Source organism: Terrabacter sp. 2TAF16 (genome assembly GCF_052115065.1).
GTDB lineage: Bacteria > Actinomycetota > Actinomycetes > Actinomycetales > Dermatophilaceae > Terrabacter.
The window spans coordinates 20,908-44,885 of sequence record NZ_JBFRFZ010000018.1; the positions used below are offsets into that span (position 1 = coordinate 20,908).

The following is a 23,978-nucleotide window of genomic DNA, read 5'->3' on the forward strand; positions in this document are numbered from 1 at the left end:
AGATCGCCGGCATGGACAGTGCCGCCCCGGGAGGGCCCGACCGACGCAGCAAGCGCGACCTGGAGGAGGGGATCCAGCGCGACTTCACGCGCAAGATGTCCTACGGCGACTACCTGCGGCTGGACACCCTCCTCAGCGCGCAGCAGCCGCTGAGCGAGCCGCCCCAGCACGACGAGCTGCTCTTCATCATCCAGCACCAGACGTCGGAGCTGTGGCTCAAGCTCCTCATCCACGAGCTCCGTTCTGCCAGAAGCCTGCTCAGGGACGACGAGCTGGCGCCGGCGCTCAAGAGGCTCGCCCGCGTCAAGCACATCCAGCACACCCTGACGGACCAGTGGTCGGTGCTCGCGACGCTGACGCCGAGCGAGTACGCGCAGATCCGGCCCTTCCTCGCCGCGAGCTCGGGCTTCCAGTCGGCGCAGTATCGCGAGGTCGAGTTCCTCCTCGGCAACAAGAACGCCGACATGGTGGCCGTGTTCTCGCACGACGAGGGCGCCCGCTCGGCGCTCGACGCGCTGCTGCACGAGCCCAGCCTCTACGACGAGTTCCTCGCCTACCTCGGTCGACGTGGGTATGCCGTCCCGGCAGGCCTGCTCGACCGTGACTGGACCCAGCCCTACCGCCACGACGAGGGGCTCGTCGACGTCTTCGCGGCCGTCTACGCCGAGCCGAACGAGCACTGGGGCGTCTATGAGACGTGCGAGGAGCTCGTCGACCTCGAGGACAACTTCCAGCAGTGGCGCTTCCGGCACCTGCAGGTCGTGCAGCGCACGATCGGGCAGAAGACCGGCACCGGCGGCTCGACGGGCGTCGACTTCCTGCGGCGCGCCCTCGACCTGACCTTCTTCCCCGAGCTCTACGAGGTGCGCACCCGCATCGGAGGTTGACCCACGCGTCGTCCGTTGCTCCCGCGCTCTGGTGTTGCGTGAGGGGGTCGGCGGGCCCGAGCGCCGCCAGCCGCCGTGGGCGACGATCATCCGAGCACTACACGATGGGCGGCGGAGTGCCGAGGCGCCCCGCCGGGCCACCGCGCTCGTCGTCGCCTTCGTCTTCGCCGGGGAGCGCGAGGCGTCTGCGGACCCTGAGGCCGCGCGGCTCGCACTGGCAGGGACATGCAGCGGTGCACAGCTCCTCGAAGCAGACGTCGAGGCACGCGCACTCGACGTCGGCCATCGGTGGTGCGTCGATACGAGGCTGCCGCCCTCGCATGAGGCGATGGCGCAGCGTGAGCGCCGCCTCAGTCGGATGGTCGGTCGGGCGTCCTCTGCGGGGTGCGGCCTCGGCCAGCTCGTCCCGGGCGGCCCGGTGGCGGAACCAGCCCCGGGCCTCGGGCCGGTCGTAGCGCGGGAAGGCCCAGCGTTCGAAGGGCACCTCGTCCGGAGGGGCGACGTCGAGGTGGGCAGGGAACCGTCGCCCCTGGTTGTCCCGCACGGTGTCGACCGGCACGGGCATCACCTCGTTTCCGTCACCGTCGACGACGGCGAGGTGGAGCCCCGCCAGCGCGAGGATCTCCGCGAAGATGCCGAAGCCAGGTGCCACGGAGCCGGTCTCGTAGCGACCCACGGTGCTCGACGACACTCCCACCCGTGCTGCGAGCTCGCGCTGGCTGAGGTCGGCGAGTCGGCGTGCCCGCACGACGTAACGCGCAACCACGTCCTCTGCCTGCATCCGTTCCGGGCTCATGGTCGTGATCATCGGCGTCGGTGCCGACACTGCAGCGAGGTCGTACGTTCACGATCCACAGGCGAGCGACACGTCCCGGGGGTGTGGACAGATCGCCACGTCACTGCCCCGCCCCGTGGGGCAGTGACGTAGCGAGCGCGGGTGGGTGCCCAGCAGGTGGCCGGGCTCGGCGGCTACGTCAGTGCCCCGCTGGGTGGGGCACTGACGTAGCGCGTGCGGGTGGGTGCCCGGCGGGCGGTGGGGGTTGGCGGCTATGTCAGTGCCCCGCTGGGTGGGGCACTGACGTAGGGTGCGGTGAGTGGCGGGGTCAGACGGCGGTCTTGGCGCGGACCTGGCGCTTGATGCGACCGAGCATGGCCACCATCCCGCGCATGCGCAGGGGTGACACGGCCTCGGCGAGACCGAAGCGCATCGGGGCGTCGTCGGGGACGCCCAGCACCTCGGTGGCCGAGAGGCCGTCGAGACCCTCGTGCAGGATGCCGGCGAAGCCGCGGGTCGTCGGGGCCTCGGCGGGTGCGTCGAAGAAGAGGCTGACGACCCGGTCCTCGAGGGAGGGGCCGTCGGCGACCTCGACCGTGAGGAAGAGCGGCGACTGGCACTCGTCGACACGTTCGAGCTGGTCGAGGTGGCCGGCATACCGCTCGGGCAGTCCCGGCAGCTCGTCGCTGAACTCCAGCAGCAGCTGCAGCTTGAGGTCGTTGCTCGCCGAGCGGAAGTCCTCGGCGATCTCGGCCAGGGAGGCCGGCAGCGGGGTGTCGCTCACGAGAGGCTCCTGTCTCGCGTCGGGGTCACTTCTCGATGGGAACGCGCACGGCGTTGCCCCACTCGGTCCACGAGCCGTCGTAGTTGCGCACGGCCTCGAAGCCGAGCAGGTGGGTCAGGACGAACCACGTGTGCGACGAGCGCTCGCCGATGCGGCAGTACGCGACGACGTCGTCGGACGGCGTCAGGCCCTGCTCCTCGAGGTAGATCGCCTCGAGGTCTTCGCGCGACTTGAACGAGCCGTCCTCGTCGGCAGCGCGCGCCCACGGCACCGACTTCGCGCCGGGGATGTGTCCGCCGCGCATCGCCCCCTCCTGGGGGTAGTCGGGCATGTGGAGCAGCTCGCCGGAGTACTCGCCGGGGGAGCGGACGTCGACGAGGGGCTTGCCGAGGTGCGCGAGGACGTCGTCCTTGAAGGCGCGGATCGGGGCGTCGTCACGCTCGGCGACGGGGTAGTCCACGGCCGTCGGGGACGCCACCTCGCGAGTCAGCTCGCGGCCCTCCGCGACCCACTTCGCCCGGCCACCGTCGAGCAGCCGGACGTCCTCGTGGCCGAAGAGGCTGAAGACCCAGAGGGCGTAGGCCGCCCACCAGTTGCTCTTGTCGCCGTAGATGACGACGGTCGTGTCGCGGCTGATGCCGCGCTGACCCATCACCTCGGCGAACCGGGCGCCGTCGACGTAGTCGCGCGTCACGGGGTCGTTGAGGTCGACGTGCCAGTCGATCTTGAGCGCGCCGGGGATGTGACCGGTCTCGTAGAGCAGGACGTCCTCGTCGGACTCGAGCAGCACGATCCCGTCCGGGCCGCCAATGCCGCCGGCCGAGACCTGCTCCGCGAGCCAGTCGGTCGTGACGAGCCGCTCGGGGTGGGCGTAGGCGGAGATCTTCGTGTCTTCAGCGCTCATGTCCCCATCGTGTCACGCGGGGCCCGGCCCCTCACACGTGGTCGAGGCGCCCGAGGTCGTCGCGACAGCGGCGCTCGAACTCGCCGAGCTCGGCGATGGCGTCCTGCACGTCCCGCAGCCGCTGCTCGAGGTCGGTGCGGCGCTCGTCGATCTGGTCCAGGACGTACTCGAGCTGGGTGCGACGACCGCGCGGGGCGTCGAAGAGGTCGATGATCGTGCGGATCTCCTCGAGCGGGAAACCGAGCCGCTTGCCGCGCAGGATCAGGCCGAGGCGCGTGCGGTCGCGGCGGTGGTAGACGCGCTGCGTGCCGCGACGCTCGGGGGAGATGAGCCCGAGGTCCTCGTAGTGGCGCACCGTCCGATGGGTGACGTCGAACGCCTCGGCCACCTGGGCGATGGTCCACGTCTCGCCGGTCCGCGAGGACCGGTGCGTGGTCGAGGTGTCACTTGTCATGGGGTCGATAGTGCTTTACGTTTACGTCAACGTCAAGCACGCGTCACGAGCGCGTGATGGCCGCCACCCCTTCAGGAGAACAGCGATGTTCGAGCTCAGCCAGGACCACGAGGACTTCCGGATGGTCGTCCGCGACTTCGCCGAGAAGGAGGTCGCGCCCCACATCGCCAAGTGGGACGCCGCCGCCTACTTCCCGGCCGACCTCGTGCCGAAGATGGGTGACCTCGGGCTGTTCGGCCTCGTCGTGCCGGAGGAGTACGGCGGCGCAGGGGAGTCCGGCGACTTCACCAGCCTCTGCGTCGCCATCGAGGAGCTGGGCCGCGTCGACCAGTCGATCGGCATCACACTGTCCGCGGGCGTGGGGCTCGGCATCAACCCGATCCTCACCTACGGGACCGAGGAGCAGAAGCAGCGCTTCCTGCCCGACCTCGTCGCCGGCCGCGCCCTCGCCGGCTTCGGCCTCACCGAGCCCGAGGCCGGCTCCGATGCCGGTGCGACCCGCACGCGAGCCGTCCGCGACGGCGACGAGTGGGTCGTCAACGGCGCCAAGGCCTTCATCACGAACTCCGGCACCGACATCACGTCCGTCGTCACCGTGACCGCGCGCACCGGCACGAACGAGGACGGCTCGCCGCAGATCTCGGCGATCATGGTGCCCGCCGGCACCCGGGGCTTCGTCGTCGAGCCGGCGTACCACAAGCTCGGCTGGCACGTCTCCGACACCCACGGCCTCACGTTCGAGGACTGCCGCGTCCCCGCCGACCACCTCCTCGGCGCGGAGGGGGAGGGCTTCAAGCAGTTCCTCAAGACCCTCGACGACGGCCGCATCGCCATCTCGGCACTCGCCGTCGGCTGCGCCCAGGCGTGCCTCGAGCTCGCCACCGACTACGCGAAGACCCGCGTCGCCTTCGGCCGCCCGATCGGCGTCAACCAGGGCGTCTCGTTCCAGCTCGCCGACCTCGCGGTCATGGTCGAGGGCGCCCGGCTGCTGACCTACAAGGCGGCCTGGCTCAAGGACGAGCTCCACGCCGGCAAGCGCTCCGTCAAGGAGGTCAAGCAGGCTGCCGCCATCGCCAAGCTCTACTCGACCGAGGCCGCCGTCACGGCCACCCGGATCGCGACGCAGGTCTTCGGCGGCAACGGCTTCATGGAGGAGTACCCCGTGGCCCGCTTCTACCGCGACGCCAAGATCCTCGAGATCGGCGAGGGCACGTCCGAGGTCCAGCGCATGCTCATCGCCCGCGGGATGGGGCTGCCGGCATGACCGGGACCGCACCGAGCACCACCCCCGGCACCACGCCGAGCCCTGACCCGCACGGCGACCCGCGCGTCGCCGACGTCCGGACCCGTCTCGCGGCCGCCCACACGGCGTCGGCCAGCGCACCGGAGAAAGCCCAGGCCAAGCTCGACGCGCAGGGCAAGATCTACGTCCGCGACCGCATCGCGCTGCTCTTCGACGAGGGCTCGTTCGTCGAGGACGGCCGCTACGCCAACGCGCTGGCGCCGGGTCTCCCGGCCGACGGCGTCGTCACGGGACGCGGCACCGTCGACGGACGAGCGGCGATCGTCATCGCCAACGACCCCACCGTCAAGGCCGGATCCTGGGGCGCCCGGACCGTCGAGAAGATCGTCCGCGCCACCGAGATGGCACTGCGCGAGGAGCTGCCGGTCTTCTGGTTCGTCGACTCGGCAGGCGCCCGCATCACCGACCAGGTCGAGATGTTCCCCGGCCGCCGCGGCGCCGGGCGCATCTTCCACAACCAGGTGGCGCTCTCGGGCAAGGTGCCGCAGATCTGCTGCCTCTTCGGTCCGAGTGCCGCGGGCGGCGCCTACATCCCCAGCTTCTGCGACCTCATCATCATGGTCGAGGGCAATGCGTCGATGTACCTCGGCAGCCCGCGCATGGCCGAGATGGTCGTCGGCGAGAAGGTCTCCCTCGAGGAGATGGGCGGCGCCCGGATGCACTGCACGGTCTCCGGTGTCGGTGACCTGCTCGCCCACGACGACGCCGAGGCCATCGAGCTGGCCAAGCTCTACTTCTCCTACGTCCCCGGCAGCTGGCGCGACCACCCGCCCACGTATGCCGCCGAGGAGCCCGCGACGCCGCTGACCCGTGCGACCGTGCCCGAGCGGGAGTCGGTGCCCTTCGACGTCCACGAGGTCATCGACGGGCTCGTCGACGACGACTCCTTCTTCGAGCTCAAGCCCCTCTGGGCCGGTGAGCTCGTCATCGGCTTCGGCCGTCTCGAGGGCCAGACCGTCGGCATCGTCGCCAACAACTCGATGGTCAAGGGCGGCGTGCTCTTCACCGACAGCGCCGACAAGGCCGCGCGCTTCATCTGGCTGTGCGACGCCTTCAACATCCCGCTCGTCTACCTCGCCGACGTGCCCGGCTTCATGATCGGCTCCGAGGTCGAGCGCGGCGGCATCATCCGTCACGGCGCCAAGATGGTCAGCGCCGTCTCGTCCGCGACCGTGCCGCAGTTCTGCGTCGTCGTCCGCAAGGCCTACGGGGCGGGGCTCTACGCCATGGGCGGACCCGGTTTCGGACCCGACGCGACGATCGCGCTCCCGACCGCGCGCATCGCGGTGATGGGGCCGGAGGCTGCCGTCAACGCCGTCTACGCCAACAAGATCGCCGAGATCGCCGATCCGGACGAACAGGCACGATTCGTGGCAGACCGGCGCCGGGAGTACGAGGAGGACGTCGACATCGAGCGTCTCGCGGCCGATCTGGTCCTCGACTCCATCATCGAGGCGGATGAGCTGCGCTCGGACCTGGTGCGCCGGCTGGCTTATGCTTCCCGGCGTGACCGTCACTTCAGCGAGCGCCGACGCTCCGTCCCGCCGGTCTGAGCCGCGCCTCGGTCACAGGCTCGAGCACCCCGACCGGGACGTCGAGCGGAAGCAGCCGTTCTGGCGCCGCTTCCCGGTCTGGTTTCCGTTCGCGGTCTTCGGCGTCTCGCGTCTCTTCGTCTGGGTCGCCGCGACCTACCTCTCGCGCTACCAGATCCCGCTGCCCATCGGCACGGCCAACATCCGCATCTTCTACCCCTCGCCCGCGGACCCCGGCTACGCCGCGGTCATGACGGGCTGGGACGGCCAGTGGTACCGCGTCATCGCCGAGCAGGGCTATCCCGCGGTGCTGCCCCGGGTCGGCTGGGGCGGCATCGACATGAACCCGTGGGCCTTCTTCCCGGTGTTCCCGATGACCGCCGGACTCATCATGAAGGTCACCGGCCTGCCCTTCGCCGTCGTCGCGCCGACGCTGTCGATCGTCATCGGCTTCGCCGCGATGCACGTCCTCTTCAAGCTCGTCGACCAGGCCGTCGGTCGCTGGGAGGCGATCGTCGCCGTCGTCGCCACGTGCTTCTTCATCGCGTCGCCGGCCTTCTCGGCCTCCTACACCGAGTCGACGGCCCTGCTGGGCGTCGTCACCGTCCTGTGGCTGCTCCGCAAGCGGCAGTACTGGTGGGTGGCTCTGGCGCTCCTCGTCCTGTCCCTGAGCCGCAACGTCGTCATCGCGATGGTGCCGGTCATCATCGCCCACGCGGTCGTCCGGTGGCGGCAGGGTGACGAGGGCGAGCACCCGGTGCGTCTGCGCGTCGGGTTGGCGGCGCTCGCCGCCTACGCGGGGGCCCTGACCTTCCTCTGGCCGACGATCGTCACGATCGCGACCGACACGCCCAACGCGTACAACGACACGATGCTCGCCTGGAACATCGAGACGAAGATCAAGCTCTACCTGTGGTGGAACCTCCTCTACGACTACTGGGGCGTCGTCGGGCAGGTCGCGGGCGTGTTGGGCATCGCCGCGTTCACGTGGTTCATGCTGACGAAGAACTCGTGGCGCTGGGGCCCGGAGATCTGGGGCTGGGCGGGCGCCTACCCCGCATACATCATCCTCGTGACGAGCACGACACCGAGCCGCGTGCGCTACGCCCTGCTCGCCTTCCCGATGACGCTCGTCATTGCGTGGTTCCTCAAGCTGCGCTGGTGGCGGCGCTACCGCTACTGGCTGCTCGGGCTCATCGTCGTCATCGGCGCGGCCCAGATGTGGTGGTGGACCGAGCACTACCTCGTCATCGAGAACCTCACCGACGACCTCTACCCCTGACCGTCGCCCCTCGCGACCCCGCCGACGACGTCGAACCACTCGACCCCGGCGTCGGCCAGGAGGTCGCGCAGCAACGGCAGGGACAGGCCGACGACGTTGTGGTGGTCGCCCTCGACAGCCGTGACGAACGCGCCGCCGAGCCCGTCGATGGTGAAGGCCCCGGCCACGGTGAGCGGCTCGCCCGTGGCGACGTAGGCCTCGATCTCCTCCTCGGAGAGCTTCGCGAAGTGGACGGTCGTGGACGCCGTCGCGCCCAGCGTGGCGCCGCCGCTGCCGCGCTCGTCGACGAGCCAGTGGCCCGTGTGCAGCACCCCTGACCGGCCTCGCATCCGGCGCCACCGGGACACGGCCTCCGCGGCGTCGCCCGGCTTGCCGTGGACCTCCCCGTCGAGCTCGAGCACCGAGTCGCAGCCGAGCACGACGACGCCCGCGTCGACGCGGGCCGCGACGTCCTCGGCCTTGGCGCGGGCCAGCAGCAGCGAGATGTCGGCCGGCTCGAGCGGGCCGTAGCGATCCGTCGCCTCGGCGACGGTCAGGTCCTCGTCGACCTCGCTGACGACGACGACCGGCTCGACACCGGCGGAGCGAAGGGTCGCCCGTCGAGCCGGGGAGGCGGAGGCGAGGACGAGCTGGACGGCGGGCACGTCGGGGAGGGGACTCGGCGGCATGACGCCATGGTAGGCGGCGCGCTCGCTGTCGGGAACGCCGACGGCGCCGCCCCCGGGGAGGCAGCGCCGTCGATCGCCCACGTGGGACCGAGCGTCAGCCTATGGCTGCCGTCTGCGGCGAGTAGACGGACCTCGTGAGGTAGCCGGACTTCGCGCCGGTGACGCGGACCTTGACGTACGTGCCCCTGTCGGTGCTCGTGAGCTTGTACGTCTTCGCGGTGGCCCCCGAGATCGCCGCGCCGGACCGGTACCACTGGTAGGTCATGGTCGTCGGGGCCGGGCTCCACGTGCCGGGGTTGGCCGTCAGCGTGTATCCGACCCGCTGCGTGCCCGACAGGGTCGGGGTGGGCGCCGTGAACGAGCCGAGCACCGCGGTCGTCGCCGCAGACGTGTGGGCGACCGTCGTGTAGCCGGACTTCGTGCCCGTCACCCTGACGGTCATCGTCTTGGTCTGGTCGGTCGTCGTCAACTTGTACGTGCTCGCCGTGGCGCCGGAGATCGCGACGCCCGAGCGGTACCACTGGTAGGCCAGCGTGACCGGCGCCGGGCCCCACGTCCCGGGGACGGCGGTGAGGGTGTAGCCGACGGCCTTGGTGCCGCTGATCGTCGACGTCGGGGCGGTGAGCGTGCCCGCGGCGACGGCCGTCGTGGCCGCAGACGTCTTCGCCGTCGAGGCGTAGCTCACCTTGGAGCCGGTGACCTTGACGGTCATCGCCTTCCCCAGGTCGCTGGCCGTCAACGCATACGTGGTCGCCGTGGCACCCGAGATCGCGACGCCCGAGCGGTACCACTGGTAGGCGAGGGTGACCGGAGTCGGGCCCCACGTGCCCGTGGCCGCGGTGAGGGTGCTTCCAACCTTCGCCGTGCCCGTGACCGTGGGTGTCGTGCCGGAGACGGTGCCGGCCAGCACGACCGGGCCGGTGGCGTTCACCTGCAGCGTGGCGCCGTCGAGGTAGGCGCTCATCCGCAGCGTGATGCGCTGGCCCACCATGGCGCTCGTCAGGGCCAACGGGGACAGGCCGCCCCACATGGTGTCCTGCGGCACGCCCCCCACGACCCAGGTGTAGCTCGGCGACCAGTCGCCGGCAGGCGAGATGGCGCCGTGCGAGGCGTTGAGCGAGGTGCCCGCAACGCCCGATCCGGTGATCGTCAACGGACTCGCCAGCGTCGGCGCCGTCGACCGGATCTCGACGCCGTTGGCGTAGTACTGGGCGCTGCGGTAGCCGCTCAGCGTCCCGGTGACCCGGGCGAAGACGTACGTCCCCAACAGGTCGCTCGTCACGGTGAACGTGCGACCGGTCGCGCCGGGGATCGCGACGAAGCCGGTGCCCGCGCCGTTCGGCTTCATCCACTCGTAGGTGAGAGCGACGCCGGAGGGGGCCCACGTGCCCGGGTCGACCGTGAGGGTGCTGCCGACCGTGGGGGTGCCGCTGACGAACGGCTCACGGGCCGTGAGGCCCTTGCCGGCGACGGGGAGGACGATCGTGAGGTCGCGTCGTCGTGTCTCGGTCGTCACGGTGAACGGGGTGGCCGTGGCCTCCGTCGTCGCCCCGTCCCAGCAACGGTCCTGGTACCGGGTCGCGGGTGCCCAGTTGTCGTACCACGTGTCCGAGACGCAGAACTTGTACGTCGTGCCGACCTCGGTGCCCACGGCGACGGTGCCGTCGGCGGAGGTGAGCTTGGGGCCGTACTGCTGGCCCAACCAGTCGCCCTCGGCGGGACGGTACTCGAGCAGGTCCCAGTTGATGTTCTGCAGGGGGTTGCCCGCGGAGTCGGTGACCTTGACGACGACGCCGGTCCACGGGTCGAGCACGAAGTTCACGCCGGTGACCGTCACGCCCGCGGGCACCGACCAGTCGACGTAGTCGGGCGTGCTCGCGGTGCCGTTCCAGGACTCGTTCTCGTAGAGGTTCTGGCCCGAGGTGTCCTCGGCCATGAGGTTGCTCGGACCGGCCTCGACGCCGGTCAGGGTGAAGGTGCCGTCGGCTGCGGGCCTGGCCGTGACGACGTCGCCCCCCGTCGACTTCGAGATGCTGATCTCGGAGGCCGTGATGGGCTGGCCTGCGGTGTTCTTCACCGTGCCCTTGATCGTCGAGCGGCGGTCGAGCCGGATGTCGGCGACCGTTGCGGTGGTGCCGGCCGTGACGGGTGTGGCGCTGTCGAAGGCGCCCTCGTTCGCGTACCACTCGATGCCCCACTGGGAGGCGCACGTCATCGTGCCCCAGCAGCCGGCCTGGATGCGGTACGGCCCCGGCGTCGAGAAGGTCGCGGTGTAGGTGCCGTCCGACGCGTAGGCGATGGTGCCGGCGTCGTCGTAGTTGGCGTCGAAGATCCAGACGCCTGCGTCAGGCACCCCGACGACGGTGCCGGTCGAGCTGAGTCCGGTGACTCGACCCTTGATGGTGTAGGTGGCGGCGCTGGCGGACGGGGCTGCCAGTGGCAGCACCCCGAGCGCGACGGTGGCGGCGGTCAGCACGGTCAGGAGGCGGCGCGCAGCACGGCGCGCGATCGTCCCCCGGGCCCGGCCGACCGCAAGGCGGTGGCTGAACACTGTTGTCTCCCCTGTATGAGCTGTGTCGGCGCCCGCGCTGTCGGCAGGCGCGACGTCAGCATAGGTGCGTGCCGACGCGGTGACCATGGGAGCGGTGCCCGGGACGGAGGAGGCCCCCGACAGCTGGGGTCGGGGGCCTCCTGAGTCCGTCAGATCTCCTGCAGCACAGCGCCGCGCAGGGTGTCGAGGCCGACGCCGCCGATGTCGAGGGCGCGGCGGTGGAAGGCCTTGAGGTCGAACGCGTCCCCCTCGCGCTGCTTGACCTCGTCGCGCAGCTGCAGCCACAGGCGCTCGCCGATCTTGTAGCTGGGCGCCTGGCCCGGCCAGCCGAGGTAGCGGTTGAGCTCGAAGCGCAGGATCTTCTCGTCCATGAAGCCGTAGCGGGTCAGGTAGGTCCAGGCCTTGTCGTAGTCCCACGCGCCGCCACCGACCTCCTCGGGGGCGTCGAACCCGCAGTGCACGCCGATGTCGATGACGACGCGTGCGGCCCGAAGCGACTGTCCCGCAAGCCAGCCCATTCGGTTGCCCGGGTCGTCCATGTAGCCGAGCTCGGCCATGAGCCGCTCGGCGTAGAGGGCCCAGCCCTCACCGTGACCGGACGTCCACGCCTCGAGGCGACGCCACTTGTTGAGCAGCTCGGAGCGGTAGACCGTCTGCGCGACCTGGAGGTGGTGGCCCGGGACGCCCTCGTGGTAGACGGTCGTCAGCTCGTTCCACGTCCGGAACTCGGTGTTGCCCTTGGGCACCGACCACCACATGCGGCCGGGCCGGCTGAAGTCGTCGGACGGGCCGGTGTAGTAGATGCCACCGGTCTGCGTCGGCGCGATCATGCACTCGATGCGCTGGACCGGCTCGGGGATGTCGAAGTGGACGTCCGTGAGGTCGGCGATGACCTCGTCAGCCCGCTCCTGCATCCAGGCCTTGAGCGCGTCGGTGCCGTGCAGGGCGTAGCGGTCGTCGGCGTCGAGGATCTCGACACCTCGCTGCACGTTCGCCCCGGCCTCGAGGCCCTCGGCGATCTCGCTCATCTGGGCGTGCAGGCTCGCCACCTCCTGCTGGCCCCAGCGGTAGGTCTCCTCGAGGTCGACCGTGGCGCCGAGGAAGTAACGCGACTCGAGCCGGTAGCGCTCGATGCCGCAGGCGTCGGCCTCGGGGGCGTGCGGCAGCAGCTCGCGCTCCAGCCAGTCGGCGATGTCGGCGTAGGCCGCGGCGGCCACCTTCGCGCCCTCGGCGAGCTGGTCCTTGACCTCGCCCGCGAGCGGCGTGTCACCCACGGTCGCGTCGGCCACGACCTTGGCGAAGTAGCCGTCGTCCGCCACGAGGTCGCGCGACTGCTCGGCGCAGGCCTCGACCTGGCGGCGCGGAGACACCTGTCCGCGCTCGCGGGCGAGGAGCAGCGACTCCTTGTACCCCTCGAGCGCGGCCGGGATCTTCGTGAGGCGGACGGCGAACGTGCGCCAGTTGTCCTCGGTCTCCTGCGGCATGAGGTCGAAGACGTCGCGGACGGCCTGCAGCGGGGACGCGAGGACGTTGAGGGCCATCTCGTCGAGCCCGGCGGCATACCGGTCCTCGGAGAGCCGGAGGCGCTCGGTCATGGCGTCGACGGTGACCCCGTCGACGTCGTCGGTCGGGCTCACGGCGGCGAGCTGGGCCAGGGTCGTCCGGCGCAGCTCCGAGGCGGCGGCGTTGCCGGCGGGGGAGAGGTCGTCGAGCTCCTCCTCGGCGCCCGGGACGCCGAGGAAGGTCGCGTTGATGGGGCTGAGGGCGACGGACGCGTCGAAGTAGGTCTCCGCGATGCGGTCGACGTCGGTCTGGGGTCGCGCGGTCTGGGTGTTGGCGGTCACCCGGCGAACGTAATCCAGCCCGCGGTCACGTGCCAGTGCATTGTGGGCACCTGTTCGCGACCCCGGCCGGTGGCTCAGCCGTCGCCGTCGGACGAGCCGCCCTTGGCATCGCCCGACACGACGAGCACGACGATCCCGTCGGCGGTCTGGGTGCCCGCCGACGGCCAGGTCGCGAGGACCTGACCGCTGTCGCCGTCGGACGGGACGGTGACCCGCGTGACGCGGACGTCCTCGCCGCCGAGGGACTTCTCCGCGTCCTTGGCGCTCGTGCCGACGAGGCCGTCGGGCACGACGAAGGAGGAGTTGACCCGGTCAGGGGCGTGTCCGCGGCTGACGACGAGCGCGACGGTCTGCCCCTTCGCCATGGGCTGCCCCTCGGCGGGGTAGCTCCCCATGACCGCGCCGTCCGGCTGGGTCGAGCGCACGAGCACCCAGCGCACGTTGACACCGAGCCCGATCAGCTCGTTGACCGCGGCGTCGCGCTGCTGGCCGACGAGGCCGCCGGGGACGGTGCTGCCGTCGGACGGCGGGGCGGTCGTGGACGGTGCAGGCGTCGGCTTCTGGGAGGTCGCCGACGGGCGCGTGCCGGGAGCGGCGGTCGTCGGCGCACCCGAACCCGACAGCAGGACGTAGCCGAGGATCCCGACGAGTGCCGCGACGGCGACGAGGAGCACCCAGACGACGGGGCTCGGGCCGGACCGGCGGCGGCTCGCCGCGTTCGAGCGCCGGGTGACGGTCGGCCCACGCTGGACGGGCGGGGCCGAGGCCGGGGCCTCGGCGTACGCCGTGGGCGCCGGGTGGACGGCGGTGCGCTGGCCGCCCGGGAGGACACCGACGGTCGGCATCATCGCCGTGCTGGCGCCGCCGGCGCCGAGGTCGAGCACCGAGGTCGCCTCGCCGGCCGGCAGGGCCCGGGTGGCGGCGTCGGCGCGCATCTCGTGACCGACCAGCGCGGCAGCCATGGCGTCGGCATCGGCGTAGCGGTCGGCCGGTGACTTGGCCGTGGCGCGGACGACGACCTCGTCGAGGTTCGCGGGCAGGTCGGCGACGCGCGAGCTGGGCAGCGGCACCGGCTCGTCGAGGTGGCGCATCGCGATCGCGACCGGGGTGTCGCCGTCGAAGGGCACCGAGCCGGTCAGCATCTGGAAGAGCAGGATGCCGAGCGAGTAGAGGTCGGACGACGGCGTCGTGGCCTCGCCCCGGGCCTGCTCGGGAGCGACGTAGGCGGCCGTCCCCATCACGGTGCCGGTGTCGGTGAGCGACGCCTGCCCGAGGGCCCGGGCGATACCGAAGTCGGTCACCTTGACCGTGCCGTCTGGACGGATGATGACGTTGCCGGGCTTGACGTCACGGTGGACGACACCGGCGCGGTGGGCGGCGCCGAGCGCTGCGCAGACCTGCTCGGCGACGCGGACCGCGTCGCCGGGGGTGAGCCGGCCGTGCTGCCGGATCACCTGGGCGAGGTCCTGGCCCTCGGCATACTCCATGACGATGAAGTGGGAGTCGCCGTCGACGCCGTAGTCGTAGACCTGGGCGATGTTCGGGTGGGAGAGCGCGGCGGCCGTCAGGGCCTCCCGGCGGAAGCGCTCGACGAAGTCGGGGGAGTCGGCAAACCCGGCAGCGAGCACCTTGACGGCGACGAGCCGGCCCAGGCGGTCGTCGGTCGCGAGGTGCACCTCACCCATGCCGCCGACGGCGATGCGCTCACGCAGGGAGTAGCGCTCGGCGATCCGGACGGTGGGGCTCGACTCGACAGACATGGGCAACGAGCGTAGGGCAGCAGGCCGGGTGACGGCCAACCGACGGGTCTTGCGTCAGCGCGGCAGACCGGTGCGGCGCCACCCGCCGTGGCGCGCGGACGGACCGACGAGCCGCCACGACGGGTCGGACCACGCCGAGCGGGCGTGCTCGGGTGCGGGCTCGTCCCCGTCGAGGGCGGACAGCACGGCGACGAGCGCCGCGACCTCCTCGGGGGTCGGGTGACCCGAGATGCGGATCGTGGGCGCGACGTCGGCGGCCTCTGGGGTCGTGGGATCGGTCACAGCGGGATGTTCCCGTGCTTCTTGGGCGGGAGCGTCTCGCGCTTGTTCTGCAGGGCCCGCAGGGCGCGCGTGACGTTCATCCGCGTGTTGGAGGGGCTGATGACGGTGTCGATGTAGCCGCGCTCGGCCGCGACGTACGGGTTGGCGAGCGTCTCCTCGTAGTGGGTGATGAGCTCCTGGCGCTGGGCGTCGACGTCGCCGCCCCGCTCCGCGGTGTGCTTGAGCTCCTTGCGGTAGAGGATGTTGACGGCGCCCTGGGCGCCCATCACGGCGATCTGCCCGGTCGGCCACGCGAGGTTGATGTCGGCGCCGAGGTGCTTGGAGCCCATGACGTCGTAGGCGCCGCCGTAGGCCTTGCGCGTGATGACCGTGATCTTGGGGACCGTGGCCTCGGCGTAGGCGTAGATGAGCTTCGCGCCGCGACGGATGATGCCGTCCCACTCCTGGCTCGTCCCCGGCAGGAAGCCCGGCACGTCGACGAGCGTCAGCACCGGGACGTTGAAGCAGTCGCAGGTGCGCACGAAGCGCGCGGCCTTCTCGGACGCGTGGATGTCGAGGCACCCGGCGAACTGCAGCGGCTGGTTGGCCACGATGCCCACCGACATGCCGTCGATGCGGGCGAAGCCGGTGAGGATGTTGGGCGCGAAGAGGGGCTGGACCTCGAGGAACTCGCCGTCGTCGACGAGGTGCTCGATGACCTGCTTCATGTCGTAGGGGACGTTCGGCGAGTCCGGGATGCACGTGTCGAGCCAGCGGTCGTCGTCGGTGACCGACAGGTCGGCCTCTCCCTCGCCGTAGGAGGGCGGGGTCTCGAGGTTGTTGCTCGGCAGGTAGGACAGGAGGGCCTTGACGTAGTCGATGGCGTCCTGCTCGTCGGTGCCCATGTAGTGCGCGACGCCCGACTTGCTGTTGTGCGTCAGCGCGCCGCCGAGCTCCTCGAAGCCGACGTCCTCGCCGGTCACGGTCTTGATGACGTCGGGGCCGGTGATGAACATGTGCGAGGTCTGGTCGACCATGACGGTGAAGTCGGTGATGGCCGGGGAGTAGACCGCCCCGCCCGCGCACGGGCCCATGACGAGGGAGATCTGGGGGATGACGCCGGAGGCGCGGACGTTGCGGAAGAAGATCTCGCCGTAGAGGCCGAGCGAGACGACGCCCTCCTGGATGCGGGCGCCGCCGGAGTCGTTGAGGCCGACGACGGGGCAGCCGATCTTCATGGCGAAGTCCATGACCTTGACGATCTTCTCGCCGAAGACCTCGCCGAGGGATCCGCCGAAGACGGTGAAGTCCTGGGCGAAGACCGCCACCTGGCGGCCGTCGACCATGCCGTAGCCGGTGACGACGCCGTCGCCGTAGGGGCGGTTCTTGTCCTGGCCGAAGTTGTTGCTGCGGTGCCGGGCGTACTTGTCGAGCTCGATGAAGGTCCCCTCGTCGAGGAGCATCTCGATGCGCTCGCGGGCGGTCTTCTTGCCGCGGGCGTGCTGCTTCTCGACCGCGCGCTCCGAGCCGGCGTTGGCGACCTCGGCGACGCGCCGCTTGAGATCGGCGAGCTTGCCGGCGGTCGTCGTGAGGTCGGGCCCGGGGGCCGCCTCCGCCGGTGGTGTGGCGCTCTCCGGCGACGTGCTGGTCGGCTGTTCTGCGACGGCGTGATCGGTGGCCATGCTCGGCACTCTAGCCTTGTGGACGTGCGCGATTCGCTCGACATCGAGACTGTGAGTGCGGCCTTGGTCACGTCCGGACGGCCGTGGCGCGAGGTGGAGTTCCACCCGGCCCTGGGCTCGACGAACACCCGGCTGCGGGAGCTGCTGACCGGGACGGCGAAGCAGACGGGGGCGTATGCCGCCGGGCGGGCTCCCGAGGACCGCGGACTGTGGTGGGTCGTCCTCACCGACCACCAGACCGGAGGACGCGGCCGCCTCGGCCGGGCCTGGACGGTGCCCGACCGGGCCTCGCTCGCCGTCAGCGTGGCGGTACCGGTCGCCGACCCTGCCCAGGCGGGTTGGATGCCGCTGCTCGCCGGGCTCGCGCTGTCGCGAGCGGTGCGCCGGGTGAGCGAGGCGACCGGCGCCGCGCTGACGGCCCGGCTCAAGTGGCCCAACGACGTGCTCCTCGCCGAGGACGGCGACCGCAAGCTGAGCGGCATCCTCTGCGAGCTCGTCACCGTCGGCTCCGGTCAGGCGGTCGTCGTCGGGACCGGCGTCAACATCGACCAGACCCGGGAGGAGCTGCCCGTGGACACGGCCACGTCCCTGGCGCTCGCCGGTGCCCGCGTGAGCCGGGAGGACCTCCTCGTCGCCTACCTCGACGAGCTCACCGCCGTGTTGGCCGGAGCGGGAGTCGGCACCGACGCGTCGGGTGCGTCCGGTGCAGCGCAGGTGCGAACGGCATACCGCGAGGCCTGCTCGACCATCGGGCTGGCGGTGCGGGTGCACGTGCCGACGGGTGACGCGGTCGAGGGAACCGCTGTCGGCGTCGACGACGACGGCGCCCTCGTCGTGCGCACCGACCACGGCGTGCGGACCTTCGCGGCCGGTGACGTCGTCCACGTCCGGCCCGCGGCCGGTGGACTGGCATGATCGGGCCATGACCGAGCCGGGCACCCGAGGCACCCAGGGCGCCGAAAGCCCCGAGCCCGTCGGGCGGGTGAGCGAGGACTACACGGAGCGGCTGCTGGGGCGTCCGCTCGAGCTGCGCCGCCGCGAGGTGAGCCGCGGCGCCGAGGTCTCCCTGCTGTCCGCACGCAAGTTCTGGCACGCGCTGGGCTTCCCCGTCGTCGACACCGACGACGAGCTGTTCACCGAGGCCGACCAGAAGGCGCTCGCCGCCGTCGCGGGCATCGTCCGGGACGGGCTGCTCGACGAGCCGACGGCGCTCGCGATGACCCGCGCCTTCGCCCGGTCGGCCGACCGTCTCGCAGGCTGGCAGTCGCAGCTCATCGCCGAGGCCGTCGAGAACCACATGAGCGCGGTCCTCGCCGACGAGGCCGACGACGACGAGCACGAGTCCCGCTCGGTGCCGAGCCTCGAGACCGCCACCGAGACGGCGAAGCGGCTCGCTGTCCTCACCGACCGCCTCGAGCCACTCCTCGTCTACGCCTGGCGCCGGCACCTGTCGGCCACCGTCGCGCGCATGCTGGCCGACGCCGACCCCGAGTCCTACGGCATGACGAAGATGCGCTCGGTGGGCTTCGCCGACCTCGTCAACTTCACGGCCCTCGTCCGGCGGATGTCCGAGCGCGACCTCGCCCGGCTCGTGTCCCGCTTCGAGGCGCTCTCGGCCGACGTCATCACCGCGCACGGCGGACGGCTCATCAAGACCGTCGGTGACGAGGTGCTCTTCACGACGATGGGCGCCGCGCCCGCAGCGGCCATCGCGCTCGACCTCGTCGAGACGATGACCGACGACGACGTGCTGCCCGACGTACGGTGCGGGATGGCGCGCGGACCGATCATCTCCCGCCTCGGCGACGTCTTCGGCACCACGGTCAACCGCGCCTCGCGGCTGACCGCCGTGGCCCAGGCCGGGAGCGTCCTCGTCGACGCGACGATGGCGCGCGAGCTTGCGAGCCTCTCCGGCTTCGAGCTGACCGGCCAGCGCCGCCGCATCCTGCGCGGTGTCGGCCCCGTGACCCCCTCGCTGCTGCGCCGGGCGACGTCCGCCGGCCGCCGCTCAGTCTCGGGCGAGCCGCTCCCCGACACCACCCACCGAGCCACGTCGCGCACGGACGCGTGACCCCCGAAGGAGACCTTCGTATGCCGTCAACGCCGACCGCAGCCGACGCCACCGCGAGCGCGGGGCCGGGTGGGCCCACCCTCGTGCGCGTCGAGCGCTTCGAGGACCCGGAGCTCGCCCACGTCGCCGAGATCGTCCTCGACCGGCCCGAGGCGATGAACGCCGTGTCGACGGCGATGGCCCGCGCCATCGCTGTGGCCACGGCACGGGTCGCGGCAGACGAGTCGGTGCGCTGCGTCGTGCTGACCTCGAGCCACGCGAAGGCGTTCTGCGTCGGCGCCGACCTCAAGGAGCGCAACGGCTTCTCGGACGCGGACCTCATGGAGCAGCGCCCGGTCGCCCGGGCGGCCTACACCGGCGTCCTCGACCTGCCGGTGCCGGCCATCGCCGCCGTCGACGGCTTCGCGCTGGGGGGCGGCTTCGAGCTGGCCCTGTCGTGCGACCTCGTCGTCGCGGGGGAGGGCGCCGTCGTCGGCCTGCCGGAGGTGAGCGTCGGGGTCATCCCGGGTGGCGGCGGCACCCAGCTGCTCGTGCGCCGGGTCGGGTGGTCGCGGGCGGCCAGGGCCATCTTCACGGCCGCGCGTCTCCCGGCCCGCGAGGCCCTCGAGCTCGGCGCCGTCGACGAGGTCGTCGCTGCCGGGACGGCACGTGACCGGGCCCTGGAGCTGGCCCGGACGATCGCGGCCAACTCGCCCGTCGGGCTGCGGAACGCCAAGCGCGCCATGCGTCTCGGCGCCGACGTGGGTCTCGACGCGGGCCTGGAGATCGAGGACGGCTGCTGGCGCGCGACGGCCTTCTCGGGTGACCGCCGCGAGGGTGTGGCTGCCTTCGCGGAGAAGCGGCGCCCGGTCTGGCCCGGTCGCTGAGGCCCCATCTACCGTGTCCCCGGGGCGTCAGGGTGCAAAACGGGTGGTTGTCGATAGGCTCACGACGGTCGGTGCGCCCCCGGGCCGGCAGATCCTGAGGACGGTGACATGACCCGAGTGCTCCTGGCGGAGGACGACCCAGCCATCTCCGAACCGTTGGCGCGTGCGCTGCGGCGAGAAGGCTACGACGTCGACGTGCGCGAGGACGGTGTCGCTGCGCTCGACGGTGCCAAGGAGAACCCCGACCTCGTGCTCCTCGACCTCGGCCTGCCGAAGATCGACGGGCTCGAGGTGTGTCGCCGCATCCGGGCCGAGGGCCGCGCCATCCCCGTCCTCATCCTCACGGCGCGCGCCGACGAGGTCGACACGGTCGTGGGGCTCGACGCCGGCGCCGACGACTACGTCACCAAGCCCTTCCGCCTCGCCGAGCTGCTCGCGCGGGTGCGGGCCCTGCTGCGGCGCACCCCCACCGAGGCCGTCCCGTCCGGTGAGCTGGTGCGCATCGACTCCGACGGCCGTCGCGCCTGGTTCAAGGGCGAGGAGCTGCAGCTGACGGCCAAGGAGTTCGACCTGCTGCGGGTGCTCGTGCGCGAGCAGGGCAAGGTCGTCTCGCGCGAGCAGCTGATGCGCGAGATCTGGGACACCGCGTGGTTCGGGTCGACGAAGACCCTCGACATGCACATCTCGGTGCTGCGCCGGAAGCTCGGCGACGACGCGACGTCCCCGCAGTACATCGCCACCGTCCGTGGCGTCGGCTTCCGCTTCGAGCGCCCCCAGGTCGACTGACCGTGCGCCGAGTGCTCGACCGGATGGCGCTCGTCGTGGCCGTCGTGTGCGCCGGGCTCGTCGTGCTGCTGTCGACGGCGGTCGTCGCCTGGGCCGTGACGCAGCAACCCGGCACCGTCACCGCCTGGATCGCCTCCGACCCGTCCGTGGGGATCGCCCGGTTCGGGGCTGTCATGCTCGGGATCGGCGCGCTGAGCGGTGGCGCGGCCTACGTCGCCACCCTGGGCACCCGGGCGCACGTCGAGCAGTCCTCCCAGGAGCTCGTCCACCTCGCCACCCGCTTCGCGGCGGGGGAGGCGCGCCTGACGCCGGTGCACTCGGACATCGACGAGATCGACCACGTGTCGGGAGTCATGACCCGTCGGGCCCACGACATGACGAAGTCGCTCGCGGCCGAGCGCGACTTCGCCGCGGACGCCTCGCACCAGCTGCGCACCCCGCTCACGGCCCTGCTCATGCGGCTCGAGGAGATCTCGGAGACCGACGACGCCGAGGTCGTCAAGGAGGAGGCGACGATCGCGATCGCCCAGGTCGAGCGCCTGACCCGCGTCGTCGACGACCTGCTCGGTCGCACCCGCGGCTCTGGTGGGCCGTCGCCGGCCGTGTCGCTGGACTCCGTCATCGCCGCCCTCCAGCGCGAGTGGCAGCCCGCCTTCGAGCAGGCCCGCCGCTCGGTGCGGGTCCGTGGCGAGCGCGGCCTCTTCGTCCGGTCGACGCCGGTCGCGCTCTCGCAGGTGCTCTCGACGCTCCTCGAGAACTCCCTCGTCCACGGACGGGGCACCGTCGACGTGCACGCACGTCGTTCGGGCCCGTCGGTCATCGTCGAGGTCAGCGACCAGGGCGACGGCGTGCCCGCCGCCATGGCCCCGCACATCTTCGAGCGCTCGGTCAGCAGCGGAGCCGGGGGCAGCACCGGCCTGGGGCTGGCCCTCGCCCGCGACCTCGCGGAGTCCAACGGTGGTCGCCTCGACCTCGTCCAGGCCCAGCCGGCGCGCTTCGCCCTCTTCCTCTCCGAGGCCGAGACCGACTGAACGCCGACGGGACCCCCTGCCTGCCGGGGTAGGGTGCCCCGGTGAGGCGCCTGCATGAGTTCCTGTTCGTGCGCCACCGGCACAACTGGCTGCTGCTGCTCCGGTTCGCGGCCGTGGGCGTCTCGGGCGTGCTCGTCAACCTCCTCACCCTCGTCGTCGTCAAGAAGCTCGGGCCGAGCTTCGACCAGGCGATCGTCGGCGTCCCGGGCACGGAGTTCAACGTCCGCTGGTACCACGTCTACTCGACCATCGCCTTCCTCGTCGCGAACCTCTGGAACTTCCAGCTCAACCGCACGTGGACCTTCCGCACGACCAAGCACGCCCGCTGGTGGGACGAGTACTGGCCGTTCCTCGCCGTGGGCCTGCTCGGTCAGGTCATCGGCCTCGTGCTGCTGACGCTCCTCATGCACCTCGACTCACCGATCCACCTCTCGCCGACGGTCTTCGACGACTCCACGGGCTTCCGCACCCGGCTCTACTGGGCGCAGCTCATCGTCATCGCCGTCGTCACGCCCGTGTCGTTCGTGCTCAACAAGCTGTGGACCTTCGCGGCCGTGCGTGCTCACCACCCCGACCTCGCCGACCCCAGCCACGTCGAGGCGGTGCTCTCCGACGAGGGGGACGAGGCCGCCGGCTCGAGCGACGCGGACCGGCGCGCCGGAGCAGTCCCGGGGCGCCACGACCCACTCCGCTGACGGCGACTACGCTTGGGCGTCGTGACCCAGCCGAAGCGCGCCCCCGGAGGATTCCCCGTCGTCGGCGTCGTCGGCGGCGGACAGCTCGCCCGCATGATGCAGGGCCCCGCCGTCGAGCTGGGCGTCCAGCTGTCGGTGCTCGCCGAGAGCGACACTGCGGCAGCGGCCCTCGTCGTGCCGAGCTCACCGGTCGGTGAGCACACCGACCTCGAGACGGTCCGCGCCTTCGCGCAGCACTGCGACGTCGTCACCTTCGACCACGAGCACGTGCCGCCGGCCGTCCTCGAGGCGCTCGAGGCCGACGGGGTGGCCATCCACCCCACGCGCGCTGCCCTCAACTTCGCCCAGGACAAGCTCGCGATGCGCGAGCGCCTCACCGCCCTCGGGATCGCGTGCCCCCGGTGGGTGCGTGCCACCTCCGCCGAGGAGGTCACCGCCTTCGGTGACGACGTCGGCTGGCCGATCGTCGCGAAGACCCCGCGCGGCGGCTACGACGGCAAGGGCGTGGCGGTCGCCTCCTCGGCCGACGACCTCGTGGACTGGATCTCGCGGATCGGCGAGCCCGGCCCGCTCGAGCACGGCCTGCTCCTCGAGGAGAAGGTCGACTTCGTGCGGGAGCTGGCCGTCCTCATCGCCCGCAGCCCGTCCGGCCAGGCGGCGGCGTGGCCCGTCGTCGAGACGGTCCAGACCGACGGCGTCTGCACCGAGGTGCTCGCCCCCGCCCCGGAGATCGACCCGGACCTCGCGTCGGTGGCCACCGAGGCCGCACTGCGCATCGCCGGCGAGCTCGGCGTCACGGGCGTGCTCGCCGTCGAGATGTTCGAGGTGCGCCCCGGCACGGGAGGCACGTCGGCCTATGTCGTCAACGAGCTGGCGATGCGTCCGCACAACAGCGGTCACTGGTCGATGGACGGAGCCGTCACCGGACAGTTCGAGCAGCACCTGCGTGCCGTGCTCGACCTGCCGCTCGGCGACCCGCGCCCCCGGGCGCCGTGGACCGTCATGGCCAACGTCCTCGGCGGCGACTACGAGCACCTCTACCCCGCGTACCGCCACATCATGGCCCGCGACCCCGGCGCCAAGGTGCACGTCTACGGCAAGGGCGTGCGGCCCGGCCGCAAGATCGGGCACGTCAACGTCAGTGGAGCCGACCTGGAGGACGCCCGCGAGCGCGCCGGGCACGCGGCCGACTACCTCAGAGGAGTGATCACCGAATGACCGAGAGCACCGAGCCCGTCGTCGGCATCGTCATGGGCAGCGACAGCGACTGGCCCGTCATGCGCGAGGCAGCCCGTGCGCTCGAGGAGTTCGCGATCCCCTACGAGGCCGACGTCGTGTCGGCCCACCGGATGCCCGACGAGATGATCGCCTACGGCCAGAACGCCGCCCGGCGCGGCCTGCGCGTCGTCGTCGCCGGCGCCGGGGGAGCCGCGCACCTGCCCGGGATGCTCGCGTCGGTGACGCCGCTCCCGGTCGTCGGGGTGCCGGTGCCCCTGAAGTACCTCGACGGCATGGACTCGCTGCTCTCGATCGTCCAGATGCCGGCCGGCGTGCCGGTCGCGACCGTCTCGATCGGCGGGGCCCGCAACGCGGGCCTGCTGGCGGCGCGCATCGTCGGCACCGGCTCCGACGAGCTCGCCGCCGACGTCCGCGAGCGCATGGTCGCCTTCCAGGCCGACCTGCGCGACCAGGCGCACGCCAAGGGAGCGTCGCTGCGCGAGCAGGTCGCCCGCGGCCTCACCGACTGAACCGGCTCCGACCCCACGCGCGACCAGGGACCGGGCACACGGCATACGCCCTCGGCCGGCCCCAGCGCGGCTCGTGGAGGACGACCGACGCCCT

Annotated in this window: 22 protein-coding genes; 12 read left to right on the top strand and 10 right to left on the bottom strand. The window is 71.7% G+C overall.

Annotation, left to right across the window (positions count from 1 at the left end; translation table 11 throughout):
• Positions 1 to 11 precede the first annotated feature (11 nt).
• Positions 12 to 887: a tryptophan 2,3-dioxygenase gene (gene kynA, locus AB4Z14_RS20195; protein WP_056773122.1), complete on the top strand. Its 876-nt coding sequence runs from the start codon at positions 12 to 14 to the stop codon at positions 885 to 887.
• A gap of 97 nt (positions 888 to 984) precedes the next feature.
• Here the strand turns inward: kynA and AB4Z14_RS20200 are convergent, their stop codons facing one another.
• The 4 genes from AB4Z14_RS20200 to AB4Z14_RS20215 all read right to left on the bottom strand — a co-directional run bounded on the left by AB4Z14_RS20200 (position 985) and on the right by AB4Z14_RS20215 (position 3,804).
• Positions 985 to 1,683, bottom strand: coding sequence for a helix-turn-helix domain-containing protein (locus AB4Z14_RS20200; protein ID WP_442276780.1), 699 nt, complete (start codon positions 1,681 to 1,683; stop codon positions 985 to 987).
• A 307-nt stretch (positions 1,684 to 1,990) separates the two neighbouring features.
• Positions 1,991 to 2,446 carry a SufE family protein gene (locus AB4Z14_RS20205; RefSeq protein WP_442276781.1) on the bottom strand — a complete coding sequence of 152 codons (456 nt, stop codon included), beginning with the start codon at positions 2,444 to 2,446 and terminating at the stop codon, positions 1,991 to 1,993.
• 25 nt (positions 2,447 to 2,471) lie between these two features.
• Positions 2,472 to 3,350, bottom strand: a complete 879-nt coding sequence (locus AB4Z14_RS20210) for a sulfurtransferase (protein WP_442276782.1) — start codon at positions 3,348 to 3,350, stop codon at positions 2,472 to 2,474.
• A gap of 31 nt (positions 3,351 to 3,381) precedes the next feature.
• Positions 3,382 to 3,804 carry a MerR family transcriptional regulator gene (locus AB4Z14_RS20215; protein ID WP_056773138.1) on the bottom strand — a complete coding sequence of 141 codons (423 nt, stop codon included), beginning with the start codon at positions 3,802 to 3,804 and terminating at the stop codon, positions 3,382 to 3,384.
• Between the two features lie 85 nt (positions 3,805 to 3,889).
• Between AB4Z14_RS20215 and AB4Z14_RS20220 the strand changes: the two genes are divergently transcribed.
• The 3 genes from AB4Z14_RS20220 to AB4Z14_RS20230 are packed head-to-tail and all read left to right on the top strand — an operon-like array spanning position 3,890 to position 7,921.
• Positions 3,890 to 5,068, top strand: a complete 1,179-nt coding sequence (locus AB4Z14_RS20220; RefSeq protein ID WP_056773141.1) for an acyl-CoA dehydrogenase family protein — start codon at positions 3,890 to 3,892, stop codon at positions 5,066 to 5,068.
• Complete coding sequence (locus AB4Z14_RS20225) at positions 5,065 to 6,660, top strand: acyl-CoA carboxylase subunit beta (RefSeq protein ID WP_442276783.1); 1,596 nt, start codon at positions 5,065 to 5,067, stop codon at positions 6,658 to 6,660. Before AB4Z14_RS20220 ends, AB4Z14_RS20225 begins: the two co-directional genes overlap by 4 nt.
• Positions 6,614 to 7,921, top strand: a complete 1,308-nt coding sequence (locus tag AB4Z14_RS20230) for a hypothetical protein (RefSeq protein ID WP_442276784.1) — start codon at positions 6,614 to 6,616, stop codon at positions 7,919 to 7,921. The genes AB4Z14_RS20225 and AB4Z14_RS20230 overlap by 47 nt, the downstream gene beginning before the upstream one ends.
• Here AB4Z14_RS20230 and AB4Z14_RS20235 read toward each other — a convergent pair.
• From AB4Z14_RS20235 to AB4Z14_RS20260, 6 genes are all read right to left on the bottom strand, one after another.
• Positions 7,912 to 8,589, bottom strand: coding sequence for a Maf family protein (locus AB4Z14_RS20235; RefSeq protein WP_056773222.1), 678 nt, complete (start codon positions 8,587 to 8,589; stop codon positions 7,912 to 7,914). The two genes, AB4Z14_RS20230 and AB4Z14_RS20235, sit on opposite strands and share 10 nt — an antisense overlap.
• A gap of 94 nt (positions 8,590 to 8,683) precedes the next feature.
• Complete coding sequence (locus tag AB4Z14_RS20240; RefSeq protein ID WP_442276785.1) at positions 8,684 to 11,140, bottom strand: hypothetical protein; 2,457 nt, start codon at positions 11,138 to 11,140, stop codon at positions 8,684 to 8,686.
• A gap of 149 nt (positions 11,141 to 11,289) precedes the next feature.
• Positions 11,290 to 12,984, bottom strand: coding sequence for a DUF885 domain-containing protein (locus AB4Z14_RS20245; protein WP_442276786.1), 1,695 nt, complete (start codon positions 12,982 to 12,984; stop codon positions 11,290 to 11,292).
• A gap of 74 nt (positions 12,985 to 13,058) precedes the next feature.
• Positions 13,059 to 14,744 carry a Stk1 family PASTA domain-containing Ser/Thr kinase gene (gene pknB, locus AB4Z14_RS20250; RefSeq protein ID WP_442276787.1) on the bottom strand — a complete coding sequence of 562 codons (1,686 nt, stop codon included), beginning with the start codon at positions 14,742 to 14,744 and terminating at the stop codon, positions 13,059 to 13,061.
• 54 nt (positions 14,745 to 14,798) lie between these two features.
• Positions 14,799 to 15,026, bottom strand: a complete 228-nt coding sequence (locus AB4Z14_RS20255; protein WP_442276788.1) for an acyl-CoA carboxylase subunit epsilon — start codon at positions 15,024 to 15,026, stop codon at positions 14,799 to 14,801.
• A complete protein-coding gene (locus tag AB4Z14_RS20260) occupies positions 15,023 to 16,687 on the bottom strand; it encodes an acyl-CoA carboxylase subunit beta (RefSeq protein WP_442276789.1) in 1,665 nt (554 codons plus the stop codon). Before AB4Z14_RS20260 ends, AB4Z14_RS20255 begins: the two co-directional genes overlap by 4 nt.
• A 24-nt stretch (positions 16,688 to 16,711) precedes the next feature.
• Here AB4Z14_RS20260 and AB4Z14_RS20265 point away from each other — a divergent pair, with 24 nt between their 5' ends.
• The 8 genes from AB4Z14_RS20265 to purE all read left to right on the top strand — a co-directional run bounded on the left by AB4Z14_RS20265 (position 16,712) and on the right by purE (position 23,884).
• Positions 16,712 to 17,602: a biotin--[acetyl-CoA-carboxylase] ligase gene (locus AB4Z14_RS20265; RefSeq protein ID WP_442276790.1), complete on the top strand. Its 891-nt coding sequence runs from the start codon at positions 16,712 to 16,714 to the stop codon at positions 17,600 to 17,602.
• A 7-nt stretch (positions 17,603 to 17,609) separates the two neighbouring features.
• The gene (locus tag AB4Z14_RS20270; RefSeq protein WP_442276791.1) at positions 17,610 to 18,758 is read left to right on the top strand and encodes an adenylate/guanylate cyclase domain-containing protein; all 1,149 of its coding nucleotides are present in this window, start codon (positions 17,610 to 17,612) and stop codon (positions 18,756 to 18,758) included.
• Between the two features lie 20 nt (positions 18,759 to 18,778).
• A complete protein-coding gene (locus tag AB4Z14_RS20275) occupies positions 18,779 to 19,624 on the top strand; it encodes an enoyl-CoA hydratase/isomerase family protein (protein WP_442276792.1) in 846 nt (281 codons plus the stop codon).
• Positions 19,625 to 19,732: 108 nt separating this feature from the next.
• On the top strand, positions 19,733 to 20,410 hold the full coding sequence (locus AB4Z14_RS20280) for a response regulator transcription factor (protein ID WP_056773162.1): 678 nt from the start codon (positions 19,733 to 19,735) through the stop codon (positions 20,408 to 20,410).
• 2 nt (positions 20,411 to 20,412) lie between these two features.
• On the top strand, positions 20,413 to 21,441 hold the full coding sequence (locus AB4Z14_RS20285) for a sensor histidine kinase (protein ID WP_056827065.1): 1,029 nt from the start codon (positions 20,413 to 20,415) through the stop codon (positions 21,439 to 21,441).
• A 41-nt stretch (positions 21,442 to 21,482) separates the two neighbouring features.
• Positions 21,483 to 22,136: a GtrA family protein gene (locus AB4Z14_RS20290; protein ID WP_442276793.1), complete on the top strand. Its 654-nt coding sequence runs from the start codon at positions 21,483 to 21,485 to the stop codon at positions 22,134 to 22,136.
• A gap of 21 nt (positions 22,137 to 22,157) precedes the next feature.
• Positions 22,158 to 23,354, top strand: coding sequence for a 5-(carboxyamino)imidazole ribonucleotide synthase (locus AB4Z14_RS20295; protein WP_442276794.1), 1,197 nt, complete (start codon positions 22,158 to 22,160; stop codon positions 23,352 to 23,354).
• Entirely contained in the window at positions 23,351 to 23,884 is a 534-nt protein-coding gene (purE, locus tag AB4Z14_RS20300; RefSeq protein ID WP_442276795.1) for a 5-(carboxyamino)imidazole ribonucleotide mutase, read from the top strand. Before AB4Z14_RS20295 ends, purE begins: the two co-directional genes overlap by 4 nt.
• The last annotated feature ends 94 nt before the right edge of the window (positions 23,885 to 23,978 follow it).